15 protein-coding genes and 1 tRNA gene are annotated in these 18,777 nt (G+C 32.5%); 5 read left to right on the top strand and 11 right to left on the bottom strand.

Translation table 11 applies throughout. The annotated features are described in order from the left end of the window. Window positions 1-13: 13 nt before the first annotated feature. Both C8N26_RS05950 and C8N26_RS05945 read right to left on the bottom strand, forming a co-directional pair. Window positions 14-475, bottom strand: coding sequence for a GNAT family N-acetyltransferase (locus C8N26_RS05950; protein WP_120186467.1), 462 nt, complete (start codon window positions 473-475; stop codon window positions 14-16). Next, window positions 475-2,655, bottom strand: a complete 2,181-nt coding sequence (locus C8N26_RS05945) for a glutamine synthetase III family protein (RefSeq protein WP_120186466.1) — start codon at window positions 2,653-2,655, stop codon at window positions 475-477. The genes C8N26_RS05950 and C8N26_RS05945 overlap by 1 nt, the downstream gene beginning before the upstream one ends. Window positions 2,656-2,852: 197 nt before the next feature. Between C8N26_RS05945 and C8N26_RS05940 the strand changes: the two genes are divergently transcribed. Beyond that, window positions 2,853-3,863, top strand: coding sequence for a glutamine synthetase beta-grasp domain-containing protein (locus tag C8N26_RS05940; RefSeq protein ID WP_028890659.1), 1,011 nt, complete (start codon window positions 2,853-2,855; stop codon window positions 3,861-3,863). Between the two features lie 74 nt (window positions 3,864-3,937). Here C8N26_RS05940 and C8N26_RS05935 read toward each other — a convergent pair whose 3' ends face one another. From C8N26_RS05935 to C8N26_RS05925, 3 genes are all read right to left on the bottom strand, one after another. Next, window positions 3,938-4,879 (bottom strand): calcium/sodium antiporter, encoded by a 942-nt coding sequence (locus C8N26_RS05935; protein ID WP_120186465.1) that lies wholly within the window; start codon window positions 4,877-4,879, stop codon window positions 3,938-3,940. Window positions 4,880-4,958: 79 nt separating this feature from the next. Further along, on the bottom strand, window positions 4,959-6,041 hold the full coding sequence (locus C8N26_RS05930) for a PepSY-associated TM helix domain-containing protein (RefSeq protein WP_120186464.1): 1,083 nt from the start codon (window positions 6,039-6,041) through the stop codon (window positions 4,959-4,961). A gap of 90 nt (window positions 6,042-6,131) precedes the next feature. Further along, the gene (locus tag C8N26_RS05925; protein WP_120186463.1) at window positions 6,132-8,516 is read right to left on the bottom strand and encodes a TonB-dependent receptor; all 2,385 of its coding nucleotides are present in this window, start codon (window positions 8,514-8,516) and stop codon (window positions 6,132-6,134) included. Between the two features lie 588 nt (window positions 8,517-9,104). On the opposite strand from C8N26_RS05925, the gene C8N26_RS05920 reads away from it, so the two are divergent. From C8N26_RS05920 to C8N26_RS05905, 4 genes are all read left to right on the top strand, one after another. Next, the gene (locus C8N26_RS05920; RefSeq protein WP_028890656.1) at window positions 9,105-9,257 is read left to right on the top strand and encodes a hypothetical protein; all 153 of its coding nucleotides are present in this window, start codon (window positions 9,105-9,107) and stop codon (window positions 9,255-9,257) included. Between the two features lie 12 nt (window positions 9,258-9,269). Continuing rightward, window positions 9,270-9,503, top strand: a complete 234-nt coding sequence (locus C8N26_RS05915) for a putative signal transducing protein (protein ID WP_120186462.1) — start codon at window positions 9,270-9,272, stop codon at window positions 9,501-9,503. A 75-nt stretch (window positions 9,504-9,578) separates the two neighbouring features. After that, window positions 9,579-9,652, top strand: a tRNA-Arg gene (locus C8N26_RS05910). A gap of 198 nt (window positions 9,653-9,850) precedes the next feature. Then, a complete protein-coding gene (locus tag C8N26_RS05905) occupies window positions 9,851-10,294 on the top strand; it encodes a carboxymuconolactone decarboxylase family protein (protein WP_120186461.1) in 444 nt (147 codons plus the stop codon). A gap of 64 nt (window positions 10,295-10,358) precedes the next feature. Here the strand turns inward: C8N26_RS05905 and C8N26_RS05900 are convergent, their stop codons facing one another. The 6 genes from C8N26_RS05900 to C8N26_RS05875 form a co-directional block, all read right to left on the bottom strand. Next, window positions 10,359-10,937 carry a YdeI/OmpD-associated family protein gene (locus C8N26_RS05900; protein WP_120186460.1) on the bottom strand — a complete coding sequence of 193 codons (579 nt, stop codon included), beginning with the start codon at window positions 10,935-10,937 and terminating at the stop codon, window positions 10,359-10,361. 124 nt (window positions 10,938-11,061) lie between these two features. Continuing rightward, entirely contained in the window at window positions 11,062-11,508 is a 447-nt protein-coding gene (locus tag C8N26_RS05895) for a heavy-metal-associated domain-containing protein (RefSeq protein ID WP_120186459.1), read from the bottom strand. 13 nt (window positions 11,509-11,521) lie between these two features. Next, complete coding sequence (locus C8N26_RS05890) at window positions 11,522-13,225, bottom strand: efflux RND transporter periplasmic adaptor subunit (RefSeq protein ID WP_120186458.1); 1,704 nt, start codon at window positions 13,223-13,225, stop codon at window positions 11,522-11,524. A 4-nt stretch (window positions 13,226-13,229) separates the two neighbouring features. Beyond that, entirely contained in the window at window positions 13,230-14,399 is a 1,170-nt protein-coding gene (locus C8N26_RS05885) for a TolC family protein (protein WP_245962529.1), read from the bottom strand. Window positions 14,400-14,451: 52 nt separating this feature from the next. Further along, window positions 14,452-18,213: an efflux RND transporter permease subunit gene (locus tag C8N26_RS05880; protein ID WP_120186456.1), complete on the bottom strand. Its 3,762-nt coding sequence runs from the start codon at window positions 18,211-18,213 to the stop codon at window positions 14,452-14,454. A gap of 107 nt (window positions 18,214-18,320) precedes the next feature. Then, complete coding sequence (locus tag C8N26_RS05875) at window positions 18,321-18,740, bottom strand: HYC_CC_PP family protein (protein ID WP_120186455.1); 420 nt, start codon at window positions 18,738-18,740, stop codon at window positions 18,321-18,323. Window positions 18,741-18,777: the final 37 nt, after the last annotated feature.

Raw genomic sequence — 18,777 nt, 5'->3', positions numbered from 1 at the left:
TACCTTAAACTATTTAGTTCAATGTTTTTTTAAAGCATATACTTGATTCTACAACTTTATAAGGGCCATAGTTCGGTATAACATCATATTCATTTTTCTTATACAAATGTACCGCTGGCTGCATGGTTTTACTAGTTTCTAAAACAACAGAGCTAAACTGCTCTTCTCTTGCCCATTCTTCCAGTTCTTTTAAAATCAAGGTTGCTATATTTTTTCCTCTGTATATTGGTTTAACGTACATACGTTTAACCTCAACAGTTCTATCATCAATTCGCTTAAAAGCACCACAACCTGCCGCCACCTTATTTATGTAACACACCACTACATACTGTAGTTTATCTATCCTGTTAAATTCCTTAAAAAAAGCATCTTGATCGCCGTTAATTCCTGAGAGGTATTCGTCTAGTTCTTTTACTAGACGAATAAAACTCTCGTGAGTGGAATTTAATCTTTCTAAACTTATTTTATCATTCATTATCTAGTAAACAATAACTCTCTATACTTAGTTAAAGGCCAAAGGTTATCATCAACCATTAACTCTAACTTATCACAGTGATAACGAATTTCATCAAAATAAGGTTTTACTTTATTACAATATGCATCTGCATTTTTCTGCCCTTCTAGCTTATTAGCTTTTTTACGTTCTTCTATCATTAATTCTACTTTAGAATTAATTTCAGCTATATGAAGCGATATTTTTTGAATTAAATCGATTTGCTCATTGGCATATTTTTCAAAATTATTTCCAAAAATCTCTTTCAAGCCTCTTACATTTTCTATCAACGTATTTTGGTATTGAATGGCCGTTGGTATAATATGATTTCTAGCGATATCACCTAATACTCTACTTTCAATTTGAATCTTTTTTGAATATTCTTCCAACTCGATTTCATGGCGAGCTTCTACCTCTACCTTATTCATTACGCCCATTTCTTCGAAAAGAGAAATTGCTTTCTTAGAAATTTTTGCTTTTAAAGCTTCTGGAGTTGTTTTATTATTTGATAAACCTCTCATTTTTGCTTCTTTTTCCCAAGCTTCTCCATAACCATCTCCTTCAAATCGAATATTCTTAGATGCTTTAATATACTCTCTTAACACATTAAAGATTGCTTCATCTTTTTTAAGTTTCTTTGTATCAATTAACTTATCAACCTCTTCTTTAAACTCATTTAACTGTCTTGCTATGATGGTATTCAATACAGTCATTGGACCTGCACAGTTAGCCCATGAACCTACTGCTCGTAATTCAAATTTATTTCCTGTAAAAGCAAAAGGTGAAGTCCTGTTTCTATCCGTATTATCTAACAAAATCTCAGGAATTTTACCTACAATATTTAATTTTAAATCTGTTTTTTCTTCTGGTGATAATTTTCCTTTGGTAACGTTCTCTAATTCATCCAATACCTCAGATAATTGTGTTCCGATAAAAACTGAGATAATAGCAGGAGGTGCTTCATTAGCCCCTAAACGATGATCATTACTTGCACTCGCAATTGATGCTCTGATTAACTCTTCGTAATCATGAACTGCTTTAATCGTGTTTACAAAAAAAGTTAAAAACTGTAAGTTTTTCATCGGGGTTTTGCCTGGACTTAGCAAATTAACTCCTGTATTAGTAGATAAACTCCAGTTATTATGTTTTCCTGAACCATTAATTCCTGCAAATGGCTTTTCGTGGAATAACACTTTAAACTTATGACGTTGCGATACTTTTTCCATCACATCCATTAATAATGAATTATGATCTACCGCTAAATTGGCTTCTTCAAAAATCGGGGCTAATTCAAACTGATTTGGTGCCACTTCATTATGACGTGTTTTAACTGGAACACCTAACAACATACATTCATGTTCTAAATCACGCATAAAGTTCAATACTCTTGTAGGTATTGACCCAAAATAATGATCATCTAGCTGCTGACCTTTTGCCGGAGCATGTCCTAGCAACGCTCTTCCTGTCATCATAATATCAGGACGTGCTGCTGCTAATGCCGTATCAATTAAAAAATATTCTTGTTCCCAACCTAAAGTTGCATTTACTTTACTTACATTCTTATCAAAATACTTACAAACGGCAGTAGCTGCTGTATCAACTGCTTGCAATGCTCTTAATAATGGTGCTTTATTATCTAACGCTTCACCTGTATATGCTACAAAAACTGTAGGAATGCATAAGGTAGTACCATAAATAAATGCTGGTGATGTTGGATCCCATGCCGTATAACCACGTGCTTCAAAAGTATTTCGGATTCCTCCATTAGGAAAACTCGATGCATCTGGCTCTTGTTGTACTAACTGACCTCCTCCAAACTTTTCCATCGCACCTCCATCAATAGTTTCAAAAAATGCATCGTGTTTTTCTGCCGTAGATCCTGTTAATGGTTGAAACCAGTGTGTATAATGTGTTGCTCCTTTAGATAAGGCCCAATCTTTCATACTTACTGCAATTTGATCTGCAGTTGTTCTATCTATCTTCGTCCCAAACTCAATTGCATCCATAACACTTTGGTAAGCTTCTTTTGTCATATGTTGACGCATCGCTTGTTCGTTAAATACGTTTTTGCCAAACAATTCCGAACGGCGTTCTTTTTCTTCTACAACGATAGGTTTTCTATGTAAAACCTCTTGTAATGCACTGAATCTTAAAACTGACATATATAATAAGGTATAAAAGTTAAACATTTCAAAAATACATAATTTTTACCTTTAAAACACATACCCCTAAAAAAACAGGGGTTAAATTAACTTAAAGTTAATTTTAAACAATAATACCCCTAAAAATTTTGCTCTAACAAAAAAAATACTCACTTTTGCATCGTATTTAATTCCATAACAACACAAAAACAAAAATCATGAGTAAATCAAAATTAGAATACATTTGGTTAGATGGTCATGAACCAACTCAAAACATGCGTAGTAAAACTAAAGTTGAAGAAAACTTTAGCGGTAAATTAGAAGATTGCTCTATGTGGTCTTTTGACGGAAGTTCTACTGAGCAAGCATCAGGAGGAGCATCTGACTGTTTATTAAAACCTGTTGCTATTTATCCTGATCCTGCGAGAGAAAATGGATACTTAGTAATGGCTGAAGTTTTAAATGCTGACGGAACTCCACACGCATCTAACGCTCGTGCTACTATTGACGACGACAACAATGATTTTTGGTTCGGATTTGAACAAGAGTATTTCTTAATGGATACTAAAACTGATTTACCTTTAGGATTCCCACGTGGTGGATTCCCTGGACCTCAAGGAAAATATTACTGTTCTGTAGGTGGAAGATACACTTGGGGAAGAGATTTTGTTGAAGAGCACGCTGATTTATGTATCAAAGCAGGATTAAATTTCGAAGGAATTAATCAAGAGGTTGCTCCAGGACAATGGGAGTTCCAATTATTCGCGAAAGGAGCTAAAAAAGCTGGGGATGAAATTTGGGTAGCTCGTTATTTATTAGATCGTTTAACTGAAAAGTACGGTTACTACATTGAATACCATCCAAAACCAATTAAAGGAGACTGGAACGGTTCTGGTATGCACGCTAACTTCTCTAACACTACTTTAAGAACTTGTGGTTCTAAAGAAACTTATGAAGCTATTTGTGAAGCATTCAGACCTGTTGCTGAAAAGCATATTGATGTTTATGGAGCTTATAACGATGAGCGTTTAACTGGATTACATGAAACTGCCCACGTATCTGATTTCAGTTATGGAGTTTCTGATAGAGGTGCTTCAATCCGTATTCCTATTATCACAGTTGAAAAAGGATGGAAAGGTTGGTTAGAAGACAGAAGACCTGCTTCAAATGCTGATCCATATAAAGTAGCTGGAAGAATTATCAAGACTGTAAAAAGTGCTAAGATATAATTAACATACACCAACAACACAACCAACTAAAAAAAGCCGCTTAAAAGCGGCTTTTTTATGTCTTGATTTTATCTTTATGAGATTGTTAGATATACAAAAATGATGTAAGAAGCCAACAATAAAACTCCATCTCTCCACCCTAAACGTAATCCTTTAGGAATAAACACTAACGGCAATATTGCAAACGAAACACCTAACATCCAATAAATATCATTATTAATTAAACTATAAGCATCTGGTTTTACTTCTACTGGAGTAATCATTGCCGTAATTCCTAATACAGCTAAAATATTAAACACATTAGACCCTACTAGGTTACCCAATGATATTGCTTTTTCTTTCTTTAATACTGCAATAATTGATGCCGCTAACTCAGGAACACTGGTTCCTACTGAAACAACTGTAACTCCAATAATCGCATCACTCACTCCAAAATGTTGTGCCATAGCTACCGAACCATTAATCAATAATTCTGAACCACCCCATAATCCTACTCCTCCAATAGCTAAAAACAACGCTATTTTATACAATGGTAAATCCTCATCATCTTCAGGCATTTCATCAACAACTGCTTGCTTTTGAAAACGTAAAAGGTAAATTAAAAAAACTATAAGTGTTGTAAACAGAATCACTCCTTCATAAAATTGAATTGTTTTATCATTTACAATAAAAAAATACAACATTACAGAAGCAATCATCATTACTGGCCAATCAGTCTTGTAAAAACTTTTTTCTACATCAATTGAAGATAGTATTACTGTTATACCTAACACTAAACCTAAGTTTGCAATATTAGAACCAATTACATTTCCTACAGCTAGTCCTGTAGCTCCATCTAAAGCTGATTTTATACTTACTATTAATTCTGGTGCTGAAGTAGCAAAAGACACTACCGTCATACCTATTACTATTTTTGGTATATGTAGTTTTAGCGACAAACCTACCGCTGCTTTCAACAGCCAATTCCCTCCTAAAACCAACAATGTTAAACCAATAATAATGTATAGAATGCTCATAAAATATTTTTTGGGCGAAGATAAGATTTTTAGTAAGCAAATATGAAAACAAATTCAGCTACTACCTCTAAGAAAAATGTTAATTAACAATCTTTTTTAATCGTTTAGTTTTTGAACTATAAACCTTAAACCCCGTGATTAACAAAACCAATGGCACCAAGCCTGATATAAACACGAGAACCCTACCTAATATCCCAACTATTTCTCCTATATGTATTGGATAAAACTGAGCTGCTATCCTATTATTATTTGGATCAAAATCAAAACTTGATAACGTTCGCAACTTACCTTGTTGATTTAGCTCCATTTCTTTTGTTCTTCTAAGTCCTGATTTGATAAATCGATCTTTTATATATCTTAGTTTATAAACTCCTAAACTGTCTTTCGGATAATAAATAGCTCTTAATACATATTTTCCATCGGTTTGTAATACTGCCTCTTCCAAGGAAAAAATCTTAGCTTGTTTTGCTTCATTATCCAAGATTATTTTATCTGAACCATTAAAAATAGACAAAGCTGATTTATAGGTTTTATGATACGTAAAGTAACCTCCTGTAAATGCAATTATCATTAATGGCAGCAAAAAATAAATTCCGAATACTTTATGTAAATTGAAATGAAAACGTTTCTTTTTAGGTTTCCACTTCATCGTAAATCCTTTTGATAGGTTATTTTTATATGCTTTCCACCACATGTAAAACCCTGTTGTTAACAAGAAGAAACAGAATAACAAAGCACTTGTGCCTATAATATACTTACCTATTGTAGGTATTCCTAATGTACGGTGTAACTTCAAAAGTATTTCAAAAAACTGTATTGATACCGATTTTTCACCTAAAAAAACTCTTGTTTTCGGGTGATAATACAATGTTTTTCCGTTTTTATAATTTATTGAAATTGTTTGCTGCTCTCTGTAAGGCAAAAAAACTATATTTACTTTTCCTTCATTCTGCGCAGCTAAAAAATACGCAGAATTTAAAATTGTTTTTTCTTTTATTTTAGAAAAATCTTCAACCTTTAATAATTTGGAATTCAGTAATGAAGTTATTTCAGGTTGCCAAACATACAATGATCCCGTTAAGCCTGAAAATGATGCAATAATCCCACAGCTAAGACCCAGCCATAGGTGTATTTTCCAAATTATTTTATGTATCTGCTGCAATTGATATCTTTTATTTTTAAAACCCAGAGCCTAAAATAAAATAGACACTGGGTTTATAATTTTTGCAAATGTAAGACCTTATTAACTCTCTTAGAAGTTATACAATACACTTAATTTAGCGTTTGTTCCTTCACCTGTACCAGTAAAAGTTCTTAAAGGTGCTGCCCATTGTGATCTTGCTGGTAAATAATATTCGTTTAACAAGTTATTTACGGCTAATGAAACCGATATATTTTCTTGCAGTTTATAGTTCATAGACCAATTAAGTAAAGTGTATCCTTCTACTGGAAATTGTGTATGTCTAAACGTATAATTATCGTTTGCATCTAAATACGAATTAAAACGACTTCTATTTCCTAAATTAGTCATTCGTAAAGAGGTACTTATTTTATTTGTTGGTAACCATGTTACATAAGCTGTTAACTTAGGTGCTGAAATAACATCTCCTCCTAAATAAGTTAAGTTGTTTTCATCCCCCACATTATGAGTAACACCTTCAACGTAAGAATATGATGTTCCTACTTGTAATTTATTATCAAAAGCAGTATAGTCAATTGCTACTTCTCCACCATAAATATTCTGTGGCTTTTTTGATGGCACAAAAGAATTTATATTTTCATCAAATACAACCCCTGTTCCTAAATTAGAAACACTGTAATATCCTACAGCCTCTAATCTAAAGTTTTTGAACTTTGATAAAAACCCGAACTCATAATTTTTAGTTACAGCTGGTTCTAATTGAATATCTTCAATATTATCAGCCGTCGCAGAACGTAAAACAGAACCTAAATCAGCAATTGAGAAACCTTGAGAGTAGCTTACATAAGGAATAAACTCTTGATGTTTAATATACCTAACACCAGCATTGAAAGCTAAATTATCAAACCCTATTTCTCCTCCCTTTACTGCCACAGACGAATTAAAATTACCGTCTCCTAAAGGTGAATATGGTAAGGTATTATAATCATCTATTGTAAGATTCATATCGTCATATCTTAACCCTACTTTTAAAACCCATTCATCGTTAAATTTAATTGTAGATTGTACGTATTGTGCCCAACTAAACATATCAATATTTGGCACCCATAATCTACCATCTAACAATCCTTGATTGGTTTTATCTTTTAACAAATCCAAACCATAGGTTAATGTGATTTCAGTTGATTCACTTGGAGTAAGTGTAGTGTTAAAATTTGGTCTTAAACCATACTTTTCTGCATTAATTACTGATTGACCTCCATTTTCAAATTTGTCTGAATAAAAGAATATGTTTTTTGTTTTTTGATAATACACATCAGCTGTAAAATCTGTTGTACCATCAAAAATATTATTTAAGTTATATTTTAAATTACCATTATACAGTTTAGATCCTGTAGGTTCTTGTCCTTCAATAGATCCTTCAACACCATAACCAGGTGTCAAGGTATAATCTCCATTCTCATTATATACTTCAAAAGATCCTTGAACAGGTATAAAAGGTGTGTCTTGTAAAGAATTATATAAATTTCCTCCAATACTTATTTTTTGCCTATCAGATATTTCATACTCTAATTTAGCTAAAGCAGTATAAATTCTTGTATTATCCAACCCATAAGTAGGAAGTATAACTTTACCATTTGCATCATATTTATTTCCTGTTTCCTCATAACTTCCACTTACATAATAGTTGAATTTATCTATTTTTCCACGCAGTGATTGATAAGCTCCAAATCCGAGAGCTCCTTTGGTTTTTGCCAAATTAGAAGTTCCCCAAATATTGGTAGTTCCTTCAATTTTTTTACTTGCATTTGGCTTCTTGGTAATATAATTTATAAAACCTCCATTTCCTCCATTTCCAAAAATAGACGTTGCTCCTTTAATAACCTCTACTCGACTAATATCGTTAGGACTTACCGATTTTATTCCTAATTGACCATTACGTAACGGAGTAGATTGCGGAACACCATCAATCATCACCAACAAAGAACGACCACGTAATGTTTGTCCCCAGTTAGAAAAAGTTCCTGTAGATACTGCTAAACCAGGAACTGTAAATTCTAATATTTCATTAATATTGGTTGTTGAATTTGATAAATCTACTAACTGTTTTTGGTTGACAACAGTTATTGATGCTGGTATCTCTGAGAGATATTCTGAACGCCTACTAGCTGAAACAACAACTTCGTTTAAACTCTCTTCATTTTCTTTTAGTACTTGTACTATCTCAACTGCACTATTTTGAGTAAATGTTATCTCTTTTGTTATAGTTTGAAATCCTACCATACTAAATGTTACCTTCCAAACACCTTCTTTAATATCTGTTAATAATAAGTTACCGTTAGAATCAGAAGTTGTTCCTTTTTGAAGATCTGATATAAATACATTCGCTCCATAAATTGGTTGACCTTGCTCATCTTTTATCTGCCCTTTTAAACTAGATTGAGCAAACAGCCCAGAGGTTAATAATAACGTAGTTATAAACACGTAAATTCTCATTAGTTTTTATTTAGATTTAATTTAAATTGCAAATATATCTTCTCTGAATTTATTAGCAAACATTAATTAAAAAAACTTACTTCTAACCTGAAACAAAAAAATAAAACCACTAAAAATGAGGTAAAAAAAAGACCTTATTTCCTTTACTTTTTAAACTAACATAAAAAACACCCTTTAAAACATTACTACTTAAAACAACAAGTAATCTTTTTAATTACAAATAAAAACCTTGTTAAAGATTTTATAGTTACATATTAAAACCATAATAACTTTTTCAACTTCAATTATATATTTAAATTAATTAAATCCTATCTAAAAATTTGGTAAGCATATTCTCCTTGCTATATATTCATAAAACGATTCCGGAATTGATAAAGAATTATCAACTAAAAAACATTAAAACTTAAATGATTACAATTGCATTAAAACTAATTCTATTAACAATTAAAATTGCTTACTTACTATTAGACTTGATTTTTTAATCTTTATTATTATTTGCAAAACAATGTCATTTTGAGCGAAGTAAAGTAAGCTTCGCTCATCATAACTAATAATTTTTCGTTATTTTTGATATAGAATCAACAACTAATGAAAAAAAGCATTTTTAAGTTATTAGCTAAACTAAACAAAGCGCTATTACCCTCTTTTACTAAAAAAGAGCTGGATGTTACCAAAGCCTCAAAATTTCAATTAGCAATTATTGGATGGCGAGCTTATATTACAATAAATTCGTTGGATTAAAAATTTACCATTATGAACATGCATATTAAAGTTTTCTCAGGATCTCAAATCTTTGCAAACAGATTAAGTCAATTACTTGATGAAATTGAAGTTCCATATTTAATTAAAGACAATAAAGAATCTGGAAGATTAGCTGGTTTCGGTACTTTAGGTAATTCAGTTGATGTATTTATCTATGAATCAGACCTTGAAAAAGCTCAAAACACTATCGACGATTTTAAACAAGAAATAGAAGCTGACAAATAATTCAAAAAGGTTGAAAAAAAATTATTTTTTTGCTTTAGATTTTAAAAAACATTCTTATATTTGCACCCGCAAAAAGGCCTCGTAGCATAACTGAATAGTGCACTTGATTACGGCTCAAGAGGTTGCAGGTTTGAATCCTGCCGAGGTCACAAAAAAACCCTGTTAGATTTACTAACAGGGTTTTATTTTTTTATTATTTCCTCTAAAACTATCCTAACACACTACATAAAATCAAATTGATTTTGTTAAAGTTCTTTTAACAGAAAAGTATTATTCTCCCTTTCTTAAACCAGCTTAAGTTATAATAATAGTCATAATAATACCTTTGGTTTTATAAAATTAAAACCATGAAACAAAGATTAAACATTCAAGAATTAGAGCCTGATGCTTACAAAGCTATCTTAGAAATTTTTAAATATCTTGAAACAACATCCCTTTCAAAAAACATTAAGAACCTTATAAAAATAAGAAGTTCTCAAATTAATTCTTGTGCTTATTGTATAGAAATACACACTACTGAAGCTTTAAAAAATGGTGAGAAACAAAACAGAATTTTTGCTTTAAGCGCTTGGAAAGAATCTCCTTTATTTTCTGAAAAAGAAAAAGCCTTGTTAGCGGCTACTGGTGAAATAACACAAGTAAGTAATAATGGATTAACAGAAGATACTTTTCAGAAGCTTAAAAGTTACTTTAGCCACAATGAAATAGCACAAATTATTATACAAATAGGAGAAATTAATATTTGGAATCGTATTGCAGTATCTACACTAATGTTTCATCACCCATCATAAAAGTTTGCAATAACATTTTACCTAAATTTCCAATAAAGCTATTCTGTTTGGGTAGCTTTGTTTGTTATCTTTCATTATGACCCTTTCCTTGGATCATTTTTGGTATTGATTTCTCTATTCTTGATAAACGTGTTTTTGATTGCTTAGCTTGAGAAAAATACAGCAAGTAACTCCTTTGCCTCCCTGGTGTTAGGGATTCGAAAGCTGTTTTTATATCTGAGTTTTCTTGTAACACTTCTTTAAATTCACTTACCATTTCAAATTCTGAAGTCTTCTTAGTTTTTACTTTTAAACCTGCTTTTTCAACTTCTATCGCTTCGAAAACATAGGTTTTAATAGTTAATGCTAAATCAACAACCTCTTCTGGTTTAGTAAACCTAATTTGACGAGCAGATTGCACATTTTCTGTCTGTTGAATTAAAATTCCGTCAGTATCTTTTAACAGAACTCCTTTATAAAAAAGTAATGCACAATAATCTTTAAAACCATGAATTAACACAATATTTTTTCCTTGAAAAGTATAACAAGGATGCTTCCATTTAAAATCTTCTTCAAGACCACAATCCAAACAAATTTGACGTAGCAATATTGTTTCTTCTTTCCATTTTTTTATATTTTCTATATACTTATCTACTTTTTCCATTGCAACTTTATTTGTGTTCACTTTAAATATATAACTTCATTTAAAGTTATTAATTTTCTTGAAAGTATGATAAAACAAAAAAAGTGTAACGATTTTAAAATTTCGTTACACTTTTTTTTAAAAATTAGTGATTAGACGTTTCGTCTGCTTTTACCTCACCTTTTAAACTCATTTCCATACCGTGATCGTATTGACAACATCCTGGTAAGTTTCCGTAAGCTTCTTCATTTCCTGCTACTTTATCAGTATCATATCCTGAAGCTGCAATAGCATTATGAATCGCATCTACATTTGTTTTAGAACCATCAAACGATACATTAACTTGCTTTCTTAACTTATTCCATTCTGCCGATGCTACTCCATCTACACCATTTACAGCTTTCTCGATAGTACTTTTACACATTCCGCAGTTACCTCTTACTCCAAAAGTTGCGTCAGTCATTACTACTTCTTTAGTAGTAGTTTGTTCTGTTTGTACTTCTTTTGTTTCTGTTTCTTTTTTAGCTTCATTTTTACAACTTACTAAACCAATAGTAGCCAACATAGCTACCCCTAAGATTACTCTTTTCATTTTGAATTGATATTTAATTATTATTAATTGTTTCTTTTACTTCACCGCATTTTAACATCATATCACCAAAATACGGATTTAACACTTGTTTTTCTTTACTTAACCAATAAGCTCCTTTGTCACTATCAGCCATAGGACAGTATTGTTTATAAGTCACCTCATTTATCCCGAAAGACTGAACTGCCATAATAAAATGCTCTGACAACACTTTAAAGTGCTTTCGTTGTACATCTACATCTGTAGCTTTTGCAATTTCTGCGTTACTTGATTTTAGCGCAGGGATTAACTGCATCCACTGTTTATGTGCTTCTTCATTGGCTAACAACTTCATGTTAACTAACAATAAGTCTTTTTGCAAATTTTCAGCACTCTTTTTTGCCGCATCAGCATCCGTTTTTACCAAGGCATCTTTTAAGTCTATATAGGCTTCATAGGCTTTTTGTAACTGCTCTTTAAACTCTTTAGGAGTACTAAAAGATTCCATAATTTCTTTTGCATGGTTCATCATTGACTTCTTTCCTTGTAATTGTGCTGATGCATCTATTGTGAACACTCCATTAGTCACAATCTCTTCTCCAGCTTTCAATCCTTTTTCTACTTGATAGTTGTCCCCTGCTCTTCCTCCTAACACCACTTCTCGCATTTCAAAAACAGGTTTACTTGCCTCTGGCTTTACATATACAACTGAACGCTTTCCTGTCCATAAAACTGCTGTTGCAGGGATATTTAATTGTTGTTCTGTTTGTTTTTCTGTAGCCTCCACTTTCCCTGTAACAAACATGGCTGGTTTAAACTTCCCTTTACTATTATTAAGAACAGCACGCATAGTTACCGTACGAGTTTCTTGATTTAACACGGGATCAATAAACGAAACTTTTGCTTTAAAAGTTTCATTAGGGTACGCATTGGTGGTTATTGATATGTCTTGACCTACTTTAAAATTACTGATTTGATTTTCATATACATCAAAGTTTGCCCATACTGAATTCAAATTAGCTATTTTTAACAATGCTTGTCCCTGACTTACATAATCTCCTTGTTCAACTAGTTTCTCTGATACTGTACCAGAAACCGTAGCATATACAGGAAAGTTTTCTTTTACTTTTCCTGTTTTTTCAATTTGATTAATTTGGTTTTCAGAAAGCTTCCATAATTTCAGTTTATTTCTAACTGCTTTATACAATGCTGGCTGATTTTCTTTTACTGACGCTGCTGTTAATAATTCTTGTTGTGCTTTTACCAATTCTGGAGAATATACCGTTGCTAACAACTGACCTTTTCTTATTTTCTCTCCTGTAAAATTCACGTTCAAACGTTCTATCCTTCCTGCAAAATAGCTTACCTGCACTGCATTTGATTTTTCGTTTTCTGCTATTTTTCCGGATAATGTAATTGTATTATCTGTACTTATAGCATTACCAATCACAGTTGTTTGTACATTAGCCAATGCCATTGCATTTTTAGTCAATTTAAACTGATTTGCTGCTAGTCCTTCAGCTCCTGCTTCCGCAGGGATTAAATCCATTCCACAAATAGGACAATCCCCTGGTTCTGGTTGCATAATTTGTGGATGCATAGAACAGGTCCACATTTTATTTCCTTCTGCTACTTCACTTGCATGGTCATGACTTCCTCCTTGTGAAGAACCTCCAAAGAGTAACCATCCTAACACTACCCCAACAATTAAAATTACTATATAAACTATATATTTTTTCATCTGTTTATTTTATTAAATAATTAATAATGGTACTTTGTGTGTAATAAGTTACTTCTGATGTAATCATGTTTGTTTGAAACTTTAATTGTAACTCTTGAATATCTAACACATCGTTAAAATCGATTGTACCTGTCTCGTAACTTTTAACTAAAATTTGTTCAGCATTTTTTGCTTGTTCTAAATTTTTAAGTTGTGTTTGATGACTTATCATTGCTGCGTTTCTGTCTGATACAGCTCTATACAATACAGTCTCTAACGTATTGTATCGTTGTTGTTTTTGCGAAAGAATTTCTTCTTGCTGTAACTTATTTTGCTTAGTTATAGATTTATTCTTCTTATTGAATATAGGGATTGATAATGACACCATTGGCATTACAATATCCTTCCCATTCTCTGGCATATCCATATCTGTACGTTTGGCTACATTTACATAATCAAGACCAAAACCAATCATAGGTTGTTTATCTTTTTGATTTAACAACTCAGATTTCTCCACTGAAGTATACATTTTATCAAACTTAACCAACTCTGGGTGCAACTGTAAATTACTCGGCTGTATTTTAGCAGCCTCCGCTGGAATCGGTAAACTATCTACAACCCTAACAGAAGTTCTAATATCCTGATTTAACAATTTATTAAATGCTTTTTCTATACCTGAAAAAGTTTCTGCTAGTACTTCATTTTGCTGGTTTAATTCATTTCGCCTTATCTGTAACCTTAACACATCTACCGCAGATGCTTTACCTACTTCTACCGAAGTTAATGCAAGTTTCTCATACGTCTTCAGCAATTCTATATTTTCATCTAATACTTTTTGCTTTGCTTTAATTTCATAGAGTTTATAATACAATTGTGCAACCGAAGTCATCAACTTACGCTTAACAACAACCATATCTTGATAACTAGCGTCAGCTAATGATGACACATAGTTTTCTCGTGCCGATATAGTTCCCAAAAAAGGAATCATTTGTTTTACTGAAAGCTTAAACTGCTGTGGACCTGTACGTGTTTCTGGTTCACTTACAAAATATCCTGCTCCAAACTCTGTGTTAGGCAAAGTATTTACTTCTTCCTTTTTTTCTGAAATACGTTTGTATTGCGCCTCAAACTGCTGTACTTCTGGACTATTTTCTAAAGCTATCTTTATATATTCTTGTAAATCTTGTCCTTGCATTGTAAGAACAATGAAAAAAGAAAGCAAAAACAAACTTATTTTATTTTTTATGTTAAAACTCATTATTTCTCATTTTTCGTTTTAATAAAAATTCTTCTCTCCAACTGTATAATACAGGCACTATAAAGTACGAAGTAACATCTATAATCATTCCTCCAAAAGCAGGAATTGCCATTGGAATCATAATATCACTACCTCTTCCTGTTGAGGTTAATACTGGTAACAAAGCTAAAATGGTTGTTGCTGTGGTCATTAAACAAGCTCTAATACGTTTGTTCCCCCCATGTAGCGCGGCTGCACGTATTGCATCTATAGTTTTGGGTTTATCTTTATCAAATGTTTGCTTTAAGTACGTTGCCATTACTACACCATCATCGGTTGCAATCCCGAATAATGCGATAAATCCTACCCAAACAGCAACACTTAAATTTATTGGATGCATTTGAAATAATTCTCTCAAGTTTTCTCCAAATACACTAAAATTCAAGAACCAATCTTGTCCGTATAACCACATCATTATGAATCCACCTGCAAAAGCTACAGTAATTCCTGTGAATACCATTAATGAAGTAGCTACTGAACGGAACTGAAAATACAGTATTAAAAAGATAATCATCAACGCCAATGGCACTACTACTGATAGTGTTTTTTCTGCTCTTATTTGATTTTCATAAGTTCCTGTAAACTGATACGATATTCCTTTAGGAACAATTAGCTCTCCTGAATCTATTTTTTGTTCAATTGCATTTTGAGCAGCTTCTACTACGTTTACCTCTGCAAAACCATCTAATTTATCAAACAATACATAACCGATTAAAAAAGTATCTTCACTTTTAATCATTTGTGGTCCTTGTTCATATCGAATCGTTGCTAATTCACTCAACGGAATTGGAGCTCCTTTGGATACTGGCACATAAATGTTTTCTAAATCCGTTGGACTAGAGCGTAATTCTCTTGGGTAACGAACTCGAATTCCATAACGCTCTCTTCCTTCCACCGTTTGCGATAATTGCATACCTCCTACTGCTACTTTCAATACATCTTGTACCGTTTGAATAGCTATTCCGTAGCGTGCTAATTTTTCTCTATTAATATCAATTAATAAATACGGTTTACCTACAATTCTATCAGCAAAAACTGCTTCTTTTTTTACTCCTTCAACCTCTTTTAAAATTCCCTCAAGTTGTACTCCAAAAGCTTCAATTTCTTTTAAATCTTGACCTTTTACTTTTATCCCCATTGGAGCTCGCATTCCTGTTTGTAACATTACCAATCGAGTTTCAATAGGTTGTAATTTTGGTGCAGATGTTACTCCTGGCAACTTGGTTACCTTTACGATTTCATTCCAAATATCATTAGGAGACTTAATGTTTGGTCGCCAGTTACGATAAAACTCTCCGTCTTCATCTTCTATTAATTCATTTGTAGAAACCTCATAAAAAACAACCTCCGATGTTTTATCGGTCAAACTTGGGTTTGCTACCGTTTTACCGTTTTTCAGCATAAATAACCCTTCTTCATTTACTCGATAACGTTGACGCTCTCCATCAGAATTTAACGCATATTCTGGCTTATAGTTAATCACATTCTCGTACATTGATAAAGGAGCTGGGTCTAGCGCTGAATCTGTTCTTCCTGCTTTACCTACTACCGTTGCTATCTCTGGAATGTTAGCAACCGCCATATCTAATTGTTGTAATACACGTTTGTTTTCTTCTACTCCTGAATGTGGCATAGAAGTCGGCATCAATAAAAATGACCCTTCATTTAGCGAAGGCATAAACTCTTTTCCTGTATTTTTAAATATTAAGAATCCACAAGTTAATACTGTTAGCGGAATGGTTAAAAACAGAAGTTTGTTATTCAATGCCCATTGTAATATTTGATTGTAATATTTTTGAAGTAAACTGAAAAAACCTAACAGCCCGAAACAAACAAGTGCTACAAATAAAAGATTGGTAACAATACTTTTATCTACTCCCAGAGGTCTCCAGTATTCTGCTAACAAACCAACAATTGCCAATGCAGATATAATGATATTAATGGTATTTACTGACAATGTGAAATTATAGTTGAAAAACGAGAAATGAATTGTTGTCTTACCTGAATAATTACTCCAAAACTGTATAGCTCCATAGGCAACTAACACAATACCTAACCAATATCCATAAAAAAGTGCAATGCTTCCTAAAGTTATTAAAACTCCATTTATAATATATTTAAAGTTTTTTGTTAACTCTTTTTTCTTGAATAGAACAGCCGCAAATGGTGGTATTAAAAACAAGGCAACTACAATAGCTGCTATTAAAGCGAAAGTTTTGGTAAATGCTAATGGGCGGAATAGTTTTCCTTCAGCTCCAATCATTGTAAACACAGGTAAAAAACTAATAATAGTTGTCATTACCGCTGTAACAATTGCCCCAGAAACTTCTGCTGTTGCATTGTAAACCAACTTGTTTATTGGCAACTTGTTCTCATCTTTCTCTAAATGACTAATGATATTTTCGGAGAGTATAACCCCGACATCTACCATGGTTCCAATAGCAATGGCAATTCCTGATAAAGCCACAATGTTAGCATCAACTCCAAAGGCTTTCATTGCTATGAAAACCATTAAGACTGCCACGGGCAATAGTCCTGAAATTAGTACAGAAGCCCGTAAATTGAAAACCATAACTACGATTACCAAAATAGTTATCAGTATTTCTAGCGTAAGTGCTTCGTTCAACGTATCTAAAGTTTCATGAATTAACTCTGTACGATCGTAAAACGGAACAATTGTTAACTGAGAAGTTCTACCATCTTTTAACTCTTTACTTGGTAAACCTGCACTTAGTTCTTTAATCTTTTCCTTTACATTAGTAATTACTTCTAAGGGGTTTGCTCCATAACGAGCTACCACTACACCTCCTACAACCTCAGCTCCTTCTTTATCTAAAATACCTCTGCGAGGTTCTGCTCCTAACGATACTTTTGCAATGTCTTTTACTCGTATTGAAGTATAATTTTTAGCAGTTACTACAGCATTTTCAATATCTGCTATAGATTTTACATATCCTAAACCACGGACTAAGTATTCTGCTTGATTTATTTCTATAGTTTGTGCTCCAATATCCTGATTACTTTGCTTTACTGCTGCTACAATTTGCTGTAAACTGATATTGTATTGACGCATTAGTTCTGGCTTTACATCAATTTGATACTCTTGAACATATCCACCAATAGAACTTACTTCAGATACTCCATTTGCAGACGAAAGCGCATATTTTACATAATAATCTTGTACACTACGCAACTCGTTTAAATCCCAACCACCTGTAACATTTCCACTCTCATCTCGTCCTTCAAGCGTATACCAAAAAATTTGACCTAAACCTGTTGCATCTGGTCCTAGAGAGGGGCTTACTCCTTCTGGTAATAAGTTACTTGGTAGTGAATTTAACTTTTCAAGAATTCTTGAGCGACTCCAGTAAAAATCGATATCTTCATCAAAAATGACATAGATACTTGAAAGCCCAAACATAGAAGAACTTCGGATGGTTTTTACTCCTGAAATTCCTAATAAAGATGTTGTTAAAGGATAGGTTATTTGGTCTTCTATATCTTGCGGAGACTGTCCGTCCCACTTTGTGAAAACAATTTGTTGATTTTCACCAATATCTGGTATAGCATCAACAGCTACAGGGTTGCTTGGTAAAAAACCTGTATCTAAATTAAATGGTGCATTTACAGTTCCCCATCCTACAAATAAAACAAGTAATATAACTGCTACCAGTTTGTTTTCTATTAAAAATTTGATGCTTTTATTTAGCATAAAAAATGATTTTAAACAATATTAAACATTGATGTTTTTAAAAACATCGAATACGACAAATCATCCTAATGAATTTTTCAAAAGGAAAACTAATTATTGTTTAAAAATCATATTAAATATACCTCATCAAGTACATGAATATCCTTGACGACGAGTGGAGGTGTATAATCTTTGAAAGGAATTACTTTATCGTGAATTCCTTCAAATAAATTAATGTAGCTAAAGTAAAATGAAGCTATAAAAACTTGGTGATCAAAAGACAATTGGTCAAAAGAAGTAAGCTTTAGAGTATCTTGTCCTTCAACTACAGAAGCAACATCTTGACAGCAATCTTTCTTTATTACAGAGCACTCATCAGACCTTTTTTCTTGTTGCATATCCATACCACAAGATTCGGCCTTAACAAAATAGCTTGTACCCACTAACATATCACCACAAAAGTGACTATTAACGGTAAATGACATTGTAGACAACAATACTACAAAAGACATTAAAATAGATGCTATTTTACCAAATGCTTTTTTCATTTTACATCACAAAAGTACAAAAAATTAATTTTCAAAA

It is taken from the genome of Tenacibaculum lutimaris, from assembly GCF_003610735.1.
Lineage (GTDB): Bacteria > Bacteroidota > Bacteroidia > Flavobacteriales > Flavobacteriaceae > Polaribacter > Polaribacter lutimaris.
The sequence above is the reverse complement of the archived record's forward strand: the minus strand, read 5'-3'. Positions and strand labels throughout refer to the sequence as shown.